The 11,869-nt window shown below is 64.1% G+C and carries 13 protein-coding genes; 8 read left to right on the forward strand and 5 right to left on the reverse strand.

Features of this window, described 5'->3' with window-relative positions:
• The 3 genes from IL54_RS01640 to IL54_RS24515 form a co-directional block, all read right to left on the reverse strand.
• The coding region (locus tag IL54_RS01640; RefSeq protein WP_037472558.1) for a sensor histidine kinase at positions 1-1,098 on the reverse strand (1,098 nt) is incomplete at its 3' end.
• 88 nt (positions 1,099-1,186) lie between these two features.
• Complete coding sequence (locus tag IL54_RS25260; protein WP_037472434.1) at positions 1,187-1,420, reverse strand: NepR family anti-sigma factor; 234 nt, start codon at positions 1,418-1,420, stop codon at positions 1,187-1,189.
• Positions 1,417-1,614: a hypothetical protein gene (locus tag IL54_RS24515; RefSeq protein WP_237748748.1), complete on the reverse strand. Its 198-nt coding sequence runs from the start codon at positions 1,612-1,614 to the stop codon at positions 1,417-1,419. Before IL54_RS24515 ends, IL54_RS25260 begins: the two co-directional genes overlap by 4 nt.
• Before the next feature lie 86 nt (positions 1,615-1,700).
• Between IL54_RS24515 and IL54_RS01650 the strand changes: the two genes are divergently transcribed.
• The 8 genes from IL54_RS01650 (at position 1,701) to IL54_RS01685 (ending at position 10,795) form a co-directional block, all read left to right on the forward strand.
• Positions 1,701-2,492, forward strand: a complete 792-nt coding sequence (locus IL54_RS01650; RefSeq protein ID WP_037472436.1) for a response regulator — start codon at positions 1,701-1,703, stop codon at positions 2,490-2,492.
• A gap of 81 nt (positions 2,493-2,573) precedes the next feature.
• Positions 2,574-2,705: a hypothetical protein gene (locus IL54_RS25645; protein ID WP_037472438.1), complete on the forward strand. Its 132-nt coding sequence runs from the start codon at positions 2,574-2,576 to the stop codon at positions 2,703-2,705.
• A 120-nt stretch (positions 2,706-2,825) separates the two neighbouring features.
• Entirely contained in the window at positions 2,826-3,461 is a 636-nt protein-coding gene (locus IL54_RS01660; RefSeq protein ID WP_037472440.1) for a sigma-70 family RNA polymerase sigma factor, read from the forward strand.
• Between the two features lie 59 nt (positions 3,462-3,520).
• Positions 3,521-3,766, forward strand: coding sequence for a hypothetical protein (locus IL54_RS01665; protein ID WP_037472560.1), 246 nt, complete (start codon positions 3,521-3,523; stop codon positions 3,764-3,766).
• 154 nt (positions 3,767-3,920) lie between these two features.
• A complete protein-coding gene (locus IL54_RS01670) occupies positions 3,921-5,309 on the forward strand; it encodes a TIGR03013 family XrtA/PEP-CTERM system glycosyltransferase (RefSeq protein ID WP_037472442.1) in 1,389 nt (462 codons plus the stop codon).
• A gap of 12 nt (positions 5,310-5,321) precedes the next feature.
• Positions 5,322-7,388 (forward strand): XrtA/PEP-CTERM system histidine kinase PrsK, encoded by a 2,067-nt coding sequence (gene prsK, locus IL54_RS01675; RefSeq protein WP_037472444.1) that lies wholly within the window; start codon positions 5,322-5,324, stop codon positions 7,386-7,388.
• The gene (gene prsR, locus IL54_RS01680; RefSeq protein ID WP_037472445.1) at positions 7,388-8,752 is read left to right on the forward strand and encodes a PEP-CTERM-box response regulator transcription factor; all 1,365 of its coding nucleotides are present in this window, start codon (positions 7,388-7,390) and stop codon (positions 8,750-8,752) included. The genes prsK and prsR overlap by 1 nt, the downstream gene beginning before the upstream one ends.
• 3 nt (positions 8,753-8,755) lie before the next feature.
• On the forward strand, positions 8,756-10,795 hold the full coding sequence (locus IL54_RS01685; protein ID WP_037472447.1) for a tetratricopeptide repeat protein: 2,040 nt from the start codon (positions 8,756-8,758) through the stop codon (positions 10,793-10,795).
• Between the two features lie 86 nt (positions 10,796-10,881).
• Here the strand turns inward: IL54_RS01685 and IL54_RS01690 are convergent, their stop codons facing one another.
• Positions 10,882-11,226 carry a GntR family transcriptional regulator gene (locus IL54_RS01690; protein ID WP_037472449.1) on the reverse strand — a complete coding sequence of 115 codons (345 nt, stop codon included), beginning with the start codon at positions 11,224-11,226 and terminating at the stop codon, positions 10,882-10,884.
• 73 nt (positions 11,227-11,299) lie between these two features.
• A partial coding sequence (locus tag IL54_RS01695; RefSeq protein ID WP_081912731.1) for a nitroreductase family protein occupies positions 11,300-11,869 on the reverse strand: 570 nt, incomplete at its 5' end.

Genomic DNA, 11,869 nt, shown 5'->3' on the forward strand with positions numbered 1-11,869 from the left:
CTCCAGCTCGGCAAAATGATTGCGATGCACCACCGACAGGGCATCGACGCGCCGCTGGATCGAGGCATAGGCTTCGACCGCTTCGGGTTCATGCGCCGACCGGGCGTGAAGGTTGATGAGGCTGGCAATGATCTGAAGGTTATTCTTGACCCGATGATGGACTTCGCGCGTCAGCTTGCGCTGCGTTTCCAATCCCTCGGCCATCTCGGCCTCATGGGTCGCCACATCCTCGCTGATTTCGCGGAACGTCTCGCCCAGCGCGACGATCTCCTGCGCTGGCGTCCGCATCCGCTGCAACGGCTCCAGCACTTCGCCGGGCTGATACGCCGCCACCGCGCGCCGCAAGATGACCAGCGGCCGGATCAGCACGCGATTGACCACGAACCAGCCGATCGCCGCCGCCGCGAACCACATGACCAAGGGCAGGAACAAGGACAACATGCGGGCGATCGTCGCGGGCGGCTCTCGCACCGTCATCGTCAATTCCACGTCATAGGGGTCCAGCCGCGCCGACAGGCTGCTTCTTTTGCCGCCCGGCGGATCCTTGCGGACATGGCTGATCGCCAGTCGGCGATCGCCCTGCCGCAACGTCAATTTCCGGTTCTGCAGCGCCGTAGCCGGATCGGCCACGCTTTCGAGATGGGTGCGCGAATAATAGATCAAGGCGGTGATGCGCTTATTCGCGCTGGGCACGCGGCTGACCAAATAGGGGGCATCGGCCAGCAACTCGGTCGCGGGACCATCGAAACGCGCCGTCGGCGTCATCGACGCGGGCTCGCGTTCGCTGGAGTTGCACAGGCGACGGCCTGCGCTGTCGTAGATATAAAATTGGCCGCCCTCGGCGTCATTGGCGGCCAGAAACAGCGATAGCCGGTTGCAGATGGCGCGGTCGGCGCTGTTGGACGCGAGACTATCGACCGTGAGCTGCAGCGCGGTGCGATCGGACTGGAGGTCGGCGGTCAGCTTGCGCGCGCTCTGCGTCACCGCGATCCGCAGCAACGCTTCTTTTTCCAGATCAGCGGTGCGGATCGCCTGCAGGGAGGCGATCAGGGCGATTAGCCCCAATGGCAATAGGGCCAGCGTCAGGATGAGGAACATCTTGACGCCGGTTGACCGGAAAAGTCGAACAATGGGTTCCGTCAGCGATCGGGCTGCCGGAGGAAGGCTGCCCCGGATCATCTGCTACTCAGTCCAGTTTGCTTAACAGGTCCAGCATCTCGGCGGGAATATCCTCATCGACGGCGCGCTGATACACATTGCGCAGGACTTGCGACACATGGCCATCATCCATAGGGGGCGCGGCTCGGCCCTTGCGAGGGGAAGCGGCTATCTTTGCGCTTTCCTTCCCATCCGCTGCAGTCGAACTATGTTCCGTGGTAGAAGAAACCAAAATCTGCCCCTCTGAAGCAATCTCTGTCACGCCAGCCAGTCCGTATTTGCGGGAATCTTGCGGCGCGTCAATTCGTCGTTCCGCGTTAAAGCCACGATAATCGCACCCTTGCCGAAAAAACCATGTGACTGCGAAACAAATTCCCCCTTCGTTGGTTCCGGCCAAGCGAGCGTTTTTTTAGCGCTGCCGGTTTCGGGGGGCATCGAAGGGTGGGGGGTTGCCATATGGGCATCGACATTCCATCCTTTCGCATATCCTTCCCCGCGTCGGATACAACAGGCCCGCACATGGGCAGGGAGACGAATTGACGATGTCGCTTGGACAGCAACTACACCCCCATCTTCCGTTTCTGCGTCGCTATGCGCGCGCACTGACCGGCAGCCAGACGCATGGCGACGCCTATGTTCGCGCTGCGCTCGAAGCGATCGTTGCCGCGCCGGAGGAGTTTCCGTCTGACGTCGATCCGCGTCTTGGCCTCTATCGTACCTTTCATGCCATCTGGTCGTCGTCGCATCTGGAAGACGTGCCGCTGACCGTCGATGGCGATCGGGAAGCCATTGCCCAGGCGCGCCTTGCCCGCCTGACGCCCCTGCCGCGCCAGGCCTTGCTGCTAACCGCGCTGGAAGGCTTCACGGTCGATGATGTCGCCTATCTGATCGACATGGACAGTGATGATGTCGAAGGTCTGGTCGAAGAAGCGTTGAGCGAGATCGAGGCGCAGACCCGTGCCAAGGTGCTGATCATCGAAGACGAGCCGATCATCGCGATGGACATCGAAACCATCGTCCGCGATCTGGGTCATGACGTCACCGCCATCGCCGTGACCGCCGAAGACGCGGTGCGCGAAGCGCTCGCCGATCGTCCAGGGCTGGTCCTTGCCGACATTCAATTGGCCGACGACAGCAGCGGCATCGATGCGGTCAAGGACATCCTTGCCGAGTTCGCGGTGCCCGTGATCTTCATCACCGCCTTCCCCGAACGATTGCTGACGGGTGAGCGGCCAGAACCGACCTTCCTCATCACCAAGCCGTTCCAGCGCTCGACCGTGAAGGCCGCCATTTCGCAGGCGTTGTTCTTCGATCAAGCGACCGCGCCGGTCTGATCGTTACGCTTATATCCATGTCGTTTGGAACTCCCCGCCGGTCGTTGCGTTAGTCATGCGTAACGATCGGGGAGAGAGATTATGGCAGATCAAGAAGAGCATATCACGACGAACGAAGCGCGTGGCGGTTCGAAGGAACATGTCGTGCGTTATGTTCTCGGCATTTCGCTGGGGCTAGTGGTCATCGGTATGCTGGTGGTGCTTTGGCTCTGACCAATGCTTCTCAGGCCTTATGGCCTTTGGCAAAATTCTGATTAGGGTATAGGCGCATTTATGGCTTTGACGACGTCGGTTCCTGCGGCGAGGGCGACAGCCAATATGGGGGTTGTTTCCATGGATGAGGACGTAGAGCCGATCGAGGAGCGCGCTGCGCTTTCGGATTCGGATTTCAAGCGTGAACTGGCCGCAGTCATCCCGCATCTCCGTGCTTTTGGCCGTTCCTTGTCGGGCAACCGTGATGTGGCGGATGATCTGGTGCAGGAAACCCTGCTCAAGGCATGGGCCGCACGCGCCCGGTTTCAGGCCGGCACGAACATGCGCGCCTGGACCTTCATCATCCTGCGCAACCATTATCTCTCGCAGATGCGCCGTTCGCGCTTTCGCGGCGAATGGGACGACCTGACGGCCGACCGCATCCTTGCGGCACCGGCCAGCCAGGACAAGCATGTCGAACTCAGCGATATGCAACGCGCCCTGCTGCAATTGCCCCAACCGCAGCGCGAAGCGCTGATCCTGGTGGGCGCAGGTGGCTTCGCTTATGAAGAAGCCGCCGAGATTTGCGGCGTCGCCGTCGGCACGATCAAGAGTCGAGTCGCCCGTGGGCGCGCTGCGCTGGAACTGCTCATGGAAAGCGGCGATCTACCCTCGCGACGCAGCCAGGAAACGACCGATACCGCCGTGCTCGATGAGATCATGGAGGATGTCGATCGTCTCAGCCGGGGGCGGGGTGGTCAGTCCGTAGAGGATTGATCTGGAACGATAGCATGGTGCCACCCGTTGTCCTTTTACCAAAGGAGATGAGTGTGCGTATCGACCCCAACCAGCCTGTAAAGCCCTTCGTGGAGGACGCGGACAAGCGTCCACGCGCGGGCGGGTTTATATTCGCACTGGTGGCGATTGCCCTCATCCTGGCCATCGGTTTCTTCTACCTCACCGAACATCGCCGCAACGACAGGCGGGCCGACGCCGTCACTGCCGCGGCCCAGTCCGTCGATGACGCCGCGCGCGTGATGGAGGAGGCGGCCCGCAACGCCGCCGACCGGCTCCGCAAATAATCTGATCCATTCCCCGATATTGCGCGGGATTCAGGAAATCTTTGCCATTTTCCGGCAGGGTGCCGCCACTGTCGGATTTCCTTACAGCTGGTTGTAAGGCTTTTCCCGACCTTGTCAGTATCGCTTGTGGCGACTGGGGAAATGGGCGCGACGCATGATCAGGCTGTTCAAACATTATGTGCCGCACGCTGTGCTGCTGCTTGGGCTGTTCGATTTCGTCCTGCTGCTCTGTGCGGCGGAGGGCGGCTGGATATTGCGCGCGCGGCAAATCGGCATGGATATCGACCATGTCATGACCCGAATGGGCCCGCTGCTCAGCTTCGCCTTTGCCGTCCAGACCGCGATGATCGCCGTCGGCGTCTATGGCACCGAGGCGCTCCAATCGATCCGCTTCGCCTTTGCGCGCTTGCTGGTTGCTGTTTCGCTGGGCGTGATCTTCCTTTCCGTCCTCTATTTCCTTATGCCGGGCATGACCTTGTGGCGCTCCAATTCGCTCTACGCCATGGGCCTCGCCATGGCGCTGCTGATCGTCGTTCGCCTGCTACTCGGCTCGATGCTGGGCGGCGAAGCGTTCAAGCGGCGGCTGGTCGTGCTGGGCGCGGGCAACCGGGCCGATCGCATCCGCGAACTGGAAAAGAAACGGGGGGCGGGCTTTCTCGTCGTCGGCTATATCGCCATGAATGACGGGCCGCAGGTGGTGCAGGAAGCGATCAACCGCAGCGCTATCTTCAACATGTCCGATTTCGTCGTTCGCCTGAACGCCAGCGAAGTGGTGCTGGCGCTGGAGGAACGGCGCAACGCCATCCCCATGTCCGACCTGCTGCGCATCAAGACCACCGGCGTCCATGTCAACGATCTCTCGACCTTTCTGGAACGCGAGACCGGCAGGGTCGATCTCGATAGCGTCAACCCAAGCTGGCTGATCTTCTCCGATGGCTTCTCGGCCGGCCGCCGGCTCTCCAGCATCGCCAAGCGCCTGTTCGACATCATCGCCAGTTCGCTGCTGCTATTGCTGACCGGCCCCATCATCCTGCTCGCCGCATTGCTGGTGAAGCTCGACAGCAAGGGGCCGGCCTTTTACCGCCAGGAAAGGGTTGGTCTGTTCGGCCAGGAATTCTGGATCGTCAAACTGCGCACCATGCGCCAGGACGCGGAAGTCGCGGGCAAGGCGGTCTGGGCGGAAAAGGATGATCCGCGCATCACCCGCCTCGGCTATTGGCTGCGCAAGCTGCGCATCGACGAACTGCCCCAGACCTGGACGGTCTTGAAAGGCGAGATGAGCTTCGTTGGCCCCCGTCCCGAACGCCGCCAGTTCGTCGAGGATCTGGAACAGCATCTACGCTATTATGCCGAACGGCACATGGTAAAGCCCGGCATCACCGGCTGGGCGCAGATCAACTATCCCTATGGCGCGTCGATCGAGGATAGCCGCAATAAGCTCGAATATGATCTCTATTACGCCAAGAATTACACGCCCTTCCTCGACCTGTTGATCCTGATCCAGACGGTGCGGGTCATCCTCTGGCCCGACGGCGCGCGCTAAGGGCGGCGGGCGATGGGCCTATTGCTCCAATTTGTCGGTAACTGGGGCCATGCCCTGGCGGCGGTGCTGTTCGCAGCGCTAGGCATCTTCCTGTTTCGTCGCCGCAACGATGCGGCGGAAATGCGGATGCTATCGGTGGCGATGCTGCTCACCTCCTGCTGGGCACTCTATGTGTCGTTCGGTGGCGTTGCCAAACCTTTGTCCGGCCTTGGCGAAAATATGCGTAACGCCGCATGGCTGATGACGATGTTCGTCATGCTGCGGCGCGGCCCGGTCGGTCGGGGCGGGAAGGCCGGGGGGATCGTTGCCGTCTATGTCGCCGTTGCGGGGCTGATCCTGCTCCAGACCTTTACGGATCTCGCATGGTACGAACTTGCCCTCGACCCGGATCTGCATGGCGCGCTCGTCACCGTGTCGCTCATCCTGCGCATGATGACCGCGATCGGCAGCCTGTTGCTGCTCCATCATCTCTATGCCGCATGGCCATCGCGCGAGCGGGGCGGCGTGACCCTCTTGTTCGGCGCGCTGGCGGCGATGTGGGCCTACGACCTGATGCTCTATGCGATCGGCTATCTCGTGCCCGGCCGCGCCAGCGAGCTTTTCGCGTTGCGTGGCCTTCTGATGGCCCTGCTGGCACCGGTGATCGCCATCGGCCTGCGCAAGGGGATGGCGGAACGGCTCACGCTCTCGCGCACGCTGACCTTCCAGTCGCTCTCGATTTTCGCCGTCGCGCTCTATGTCATCCTCCTGACCGCCACCGCCGTCCTGATCGAACTGATCGCTGGCCCTTATGCGCGGGTGGTGGAGATCGCCGCAGTCTTCTTCGCCGCCGTCACCGCGTTGGTGCTGCTGCCATCACCACGCCTGCGCGCGCTGTGGAAAGTGCAGGTCGCCAAGCATTTCTTTCAGCATCGTTACGACTATCGCACCGAATGGATGCGCTTTGGCGAAACGATCGGCCGCCCCGGCGAAAACCCCGCCCCGTTGGGCGAGCGCGTGGCCAAGGCGATTGCCGACATCACCGATTCGCCCGCCGCGCTGTTGCTGTTGCGTGACGATCAGGGCGGGTTGATGCTCGAAACCGACTGGAATTGGGGCGATGACCTGCCCGAAGGCGCATCCCTGTCGCCCGCTATCGTCGCCCGGCTGGAGCAAAGCGGCTGGATCATCGACCTCGGCAAACGCCGCGCCACCGATGCCGCCTTGCCGCTGCCTGACTGGATGACGCAGGATGCCCGCCTCTGGGCGCTGGTGCCGCTCATCCATTTCAACCGTCTGACCGGTGCGATCCTGCTTGCCCGTCCGCCGATCGACCGGCGGCTCGACTGGGAGGATTTCGACATGTTGCGCGCCGCCGGGCGGCAGGTCGCAACCTATATCAGCGAGGCGCAGGGCCAGCAGGCGCTCGACGACGCCGCCCGCTTCGACGAATTTAACCGCCGTTTCGCTTTCATCATCCACGACATCAAGAATCTCGTGAGCCAGCTTTCCTTGTTGGCCCGCAATGCCGAACGTCATGCCGACAACCCCGAATTTCGCGCCGACATGATCCTGACACTGCAGGAATCGGTCGGCAAGATGAACGACCTGCTCGCCCGCCTGTCGCAGCATAATAAGGGCCGCGCCGAAGATCCGCGCCCGTTCGCGTTGCGCGGCCTGCTCGACCATGCGGCCGCCACGCGCGCGCGTCAGCATCTGATACGGGTCAGCGGGGAAGCGCCCGACGCGCTGGCCGACCCGGCACGGGTCGAATTGATCGTTACCCATTTGATGCAAAATGCCATCGACGCCAGCGCCCCCGACGCGCCGGTCGAACTGCGCCTGTCCGCCGATGCCAGCGAAATACTGGTCGAGATCATCGACCAGGGACGCGGCATGAGCGCTGAATATATCCGCCGCGAACTCTTCAAACCCTTCTCGTCCAGCAAGGCGGGCGGTTTCGGGATCGGCGCGTTCGAAGCCCGCGCCCTGGCGCAGGCGATGGGCGGCCGGATCGACGTCGACAGCCGCCCTGGCGTCGGCAGTCGCTTCACCTTGCGCCTGCCACGGGCACCCCACACACAGGAAAAGGCCGCCTGATGAGCGACACCCGCCCCAAATTGCTGATCGTAGAGGATGATCCGGGCCTTCAGCGGCAATTGCGCTGGTCCTATGAGGATTATCAACTCTTCATCGCGGGCGACCGGGAAGAGGCGATCGAACTGCTCCGCGCCCATGCGCCCGATGTCGTGACGCTCGATCTTGGCCTGCCACCAGACCCGGACGGCACCAGCGAAGGTTTCGCCACGCTCGCCGACATCTTGCGGATCAAGCCGGATACGAAGGTCATCGTCGCATCCGGCCATGGTGCCCGCGAGAGCGCGCTCGACGCCATTTCGGGCGGGGCCTACGACTTCTATCAAAAACCCGTCGACATCGATGAACTCGGCCTCATCGTCCGCCGCGCTTTCCACGTCCACGCGCTGGAACAGGAAAATGCGCGCCTCGCCGAAACCGCGCCTGCCGATAGCCGGGTGCTGGGCCGGGTGCTGACCGGCGCGCCCGAAATGATGAAGGTCGCCCGCATGATCGAGCGCGTGGCCAGCGCGCAAGTGTCGGTGCTGTTGCTGGGCGCAAGCGGCACCGGCAAGGAATTGCTCGCCCAGGGTCTGCACGATGCCAGCCCGCGCCGCCATGGCGCGTTCGTGGCGATCAACTGCGCCGCCATCCCCGAAACGCTGCTCGAATCCGAACTGTTCGGCCATGAAAAGGGCGCGTTTACCGGCGCCATCAAGACGACGCTAGGCAAGATCGAGCAGGCACAGGGCGGCACGCTGTTCCTGGACGAAGTCGGCGACATCCCGCTCGCGCTCCAGGTCAAGCTGCTTCGCTTCCTGCAGGAGCGGGTGATCGAACGGATCGGCGGGCGCACGCCCATCGCCGTCGATACCCGCATCGTCTGCGCCACCCATCAGGATCTCGACGCCATGATCGGCGCGGGCAGTTTCCGCGAGGATCTCTATTATCGCCTCGCCGAAATCGTCATCCGCATCCCGGCGCTCAAGGATCGGGCGGGCGATCCGGCGCTGCTCGCCCGCCATTTCCTCACCCGCTTCGCTGCCGAGATGAATCCGGCGGTCAAGGGCCTCGCCCCCGATGCGCTCGCCGCGCTCGATGCCTGGCCATGGCCCGGCAATGTGCGCGAACTGGAAAACCGCATGAAGCGCGCCGTCATCATGGCCGATGGCAAGCTGGTGACCGCCGCCGATCTCGACCTGGACGAGGAGCGGGCCGAAGGCGGGGAATTGGTGAACCTCAAAGCAGCGCGCGAAATGGCTGATCGCCGCGCGATCCGCCGCGCGATCGCTCGCACCGATGGCAATATCTCCGGCGCGGCCAAGATTTTGGGCATTAGTCGCCCGACTTTGTACGATCTTCTCAAACAATATCAGATGCAGGGATAATCCATGAGCCGCACCCGCATCGCCCTGATCGTCGGAATAATATTGCTGTTATTGGGGGTGGCGGGCCTGTGGCAATGGCGCGCGCATGAACGCGACGGCAGCGCCGCGCTGGCCCGTGGCCTCACCGCACTCGACAAGGGCGATGCCCGCACCGCGCGCGTCGAATTGATGAACGCGATCAGGGGCAATCCCCGATCGGTCGTCGCGCGGGAAGCGCAAGGGCGGGCGCTGGCTGAACTGGGTGACGGCGCAGGCGCGCAGGCCGAGGTCGAACGCGCTCGAAAACTGGGCGGACCACCCGCCGACACCCGCGACGTGATGGCACACGCGCTGCTATTGCAGGGCGACGTGGATGCTGCCTTGCGCGAATCCCGCGCGCCCGACGTTCCTGCCGCGCATAGCCTGGCCGCCGCGCGGATCAGGGCGCGCGCCGCCATGGCAAAGGGCGATATGCGCGCGGCGCAGGCGGAGCTGGCGCGCACTCTCGCGACGGCGCCCGGTGACGTCGAAAGCTGGGTCGATCTTGGCCGCCTGCGCCTCGCAACCGGCGATCAGGCAGGCGCGATCGTCGCGGCGGACCGCGCGGTAAGCCTTGCCCCCACCAATGCCAAGGCGCTGACCCTGCGCGCTGAACTGACGCGCGGCCAATATGGCCTCACCGCCTCGCGCCCCTGGTTCGAACGCGCGCTCGCAGCCAACCCCGAATCGGTGCCGACGCTCGAATCCTATGCCGCGACGCTCGCCGACGCGGGGGAAGCCGGCGCGATGCTGGGCCTCACCCGCCGTATCCTCGCGCTCGAACCCGACAATGCCCGCGCCTGGATGATGCAATCGATCATGGCCGCCCGCGCGGGCAAGGCCGATCTCGCCCGATCGCTGCTGGCGCGGACGCAGGGGCGGCTCGATGGCGAGCCCGCCACCTTGTTGCTGCGCGGCGTGTTGCATCTGCAGGATGGCAATGCCGTCCTCGCCGCCGACACGCTCGCGCCGCTGGTCGCGATGCAGCCCGACAACCGCACCGCCCGCACCCTGCTGGCCCGCGCCTATCAGATGGGCGGCGACATGCCATCCGCCGCCACCACCCTTGCCCCGATCGTCGCCCAGCGGGACGCCGACCCCTATGTGCTGACCCTCGCGGCGCGCGTGCAGGAAGCGCTCGGCAATCGCGCCATGGCTGCCGACATGCTCGCCCGCGCCGCCTGGCCAGTGCGCGCCGCTGCCGATCCGTTTGCCGGACCAAGCGACGCACAACTGGCCGATGGCCCGCCGCCCGCCAATGCCGCCACGGCGCGCGACAATATCCCCTATATCCGTGCCTTGCTCAGCACCAACCGCACCGACGCAGCGGTCGATCGTGCCCGGATGCTCAGCCGCGCCAACCCCGGCGCGCCGGATGCCTGGATCGTGCTGGGCGATACGCTGGGCGCGGCCGGACGGGCAGGGGAGGCGGCCCGCGCCTATGAAAGCGCCGCCAATATCCGCTTCGACCGCGCCGTCGCGCTGCGCCTCGTCGCGGCATGGAACCGCGCGGGCGACACCGCCCGTGCGGCCCAAATCGTACAACTCTTCCTGACCCAGAACCCGACCGACAGCGCCATGCGCCGTATCGCTGCCGCCGTCGCGATGGAGGCGGGCGACTGGCGCGGCGCGCTGCGGATGCTGCAGGCTGTGCGCGCGCAACTGGGCGACAATGACGCGCTGCTGATGGCGGACCTTGCCCGCGCCGCCGTCGAAACGGGGGATCGGGCAGCGGCCCGCGCCTATGCCGCCCACGCCTATCGCCTGATGCCTGCCAACCCGATGATCGCCGACATCTACGGCTGGACGTTGCTGGAAACCGGCGAAAAAGGCCCGGCTACGGTCGATCTGCTGGAAAAGGCCGTCGCCCGCGCGCCCGGCCATCCCCTGCTCAACCTGCATCTGGGTCAGGCCTATGCCGCTGCCGGGCGCAAGAATGACGCCAAGCTGGCGCTGGGCCGGGCGGTCTCGGTCAGGAATTTTGCACGCCGCCAGGATGCCGTCGACGCACTGGCAGCGCTTTAACTAAAATCCGTTCGTTTCGAGCGAAGTCGAGAAACGCTCACGAAGCGTACAGCCCAATGGAGAGGGCAGGCCCGACGCTGAAACCCTCAGGCCTTCTGCAAGTCCAGATCGTCGGCCCTTATCCCCAACCGCCGGATCTGCGCCGCCACCGGCGGCCATACCGTCTCCAGGAAATGCGCGCGTTCCGCAATGCGCAGCCGCCGGGTCGCGCCATCGGCCACGAACATGCCGACCCCACGCCGCACCACGACCAGCCCATCATCCTGAAAGCTCTGATAGGCCTTCGCCACGGTCAGCGGATTGGCCCCCTGCGTCGCGGCAAAGGCGCGCACCGATGGCAGCAGGTCGCCATCGCTATAATCCCCGTCCAATATGGAAGCGGCAATGATCTCACGCAGGCGGAGATAGACGGGTTTTGAGTCGTCGGCCATGGGTGCATCACTGCCATAATACAGCCATGCGGGTCAAGTCAGACCATTGCGCGAATCATGGTTAAAGCGGCAATTATCGGTCCCAAACCGATACGATGGCGTCATAATCTGGCCGGGGACGCTCTTCCTGCGCTTTGCCCGGCGTGCCGATGAAGACGAAGCCCGCAATGGTCTCGTCCCCCTGCGCAAAGGCCGCGCGCACATCCGCATTATAGGTCGGCCATCCCGTCAGCCAGCCACCGGCAAAGCCCAGAGCATGGGTGGCGTGCAGCAGGTTCATGATCGCCGCGCCCACCGACAATTGCTGTTCCCAGACCGGAATCTTGCTGCCCGCAACCGGCGCAGAAAGCGCGACCACCAATGTCGGGGCCTGATGCGCGAACTGGTGCATCGCTTCGATCTCCAACCGACCGGCGTCGGGCTTTTCGGCGCGATAGGCGCTCTCCAGCAGCTCGGCCAACGCCGCCCGCCGCGTCGACGGCACCACCACGAATCGCCACGGCGCGAGTTTGCCATGATCGGGCGTCCGCAGCGCCACTTCCAATATCTGCCGCAACTGCGCGTCATCGGGACCGGGCGCGATCAGGTCGCGGGGTTTGCCCGACCGGCGGGTCTGGAGCAGGGCGAGGGGGGAGGAGAGGTC

The organism is Sphingobium sp. ba1 (assembly GCF_000743655.1).
Lineage (GTDB): Bacteria > Pseudomonadota > Alphaproteobacteria > Sphingomonadales > Sphingomonadaceae > Sphingobium.

Coding starts and splice junctions, on each gene's coding strand:
- IL54_RS24515 (WP_237748748.1), bottom strand. CDS start 1,614: ATGGCAACCCCCCACCCTTCGATGCCCCCCGAAACCGGCAGCGCTAAA.
- IL54_RS01650 (WP_037472436.1), top strand. CDS start 1,701: ATGTCGCTTGGACAGCAACTACACCCCCATCTTCCGTTTCTGCGTCGC.
- IL54_RS25645 (WP_037472438.1), top strand. CDS start 2,574: ATGGCAGATCAAGAAGAGCATATCACGACGAACGAAGCGCGTGGCGGT.
- IL54_RS01660 (WP_037472440.1), top strand. CDS start 2,826: ATGGATGAGGACGTAGAGCCGATCGAGGAGCGCGCTGCGCTTTCGGAT.
- IL54_RS01670 (WP_037472442.1), top strand. CDS start 3,921: ATGATCAGGCTGTTCAAACATTATGTGCCGCACGCTGTGCTGCTGCTT.
- prsK (WP_037472444.1), top strand. CDS start 5,322: ATGGGCCTATTGCTCCAATTTGTCGGTAACTGGGGCCATGCCCTGGCG.
- prsR (WP_037472445.1), top strand. CDS start 7,388: ATGAGCGACACCCGCCCCAAATTGCTGATCGTAGAGGATGATCCGGGC.
- IL54_RS01685 (WP_037472447.1), top strand. CDS start 8,756: ATGAGCCGCACCCGCATCGCCCTGATCGTCGGAATAATATTGCTGTTA.
- IL54_RS01690 (WP_037472449.1), bottom strand. CDS start 11,226: ATGGCCGACGACTCAAAACCCGTCTATCTCCGCCTGCGTGAGATCATT.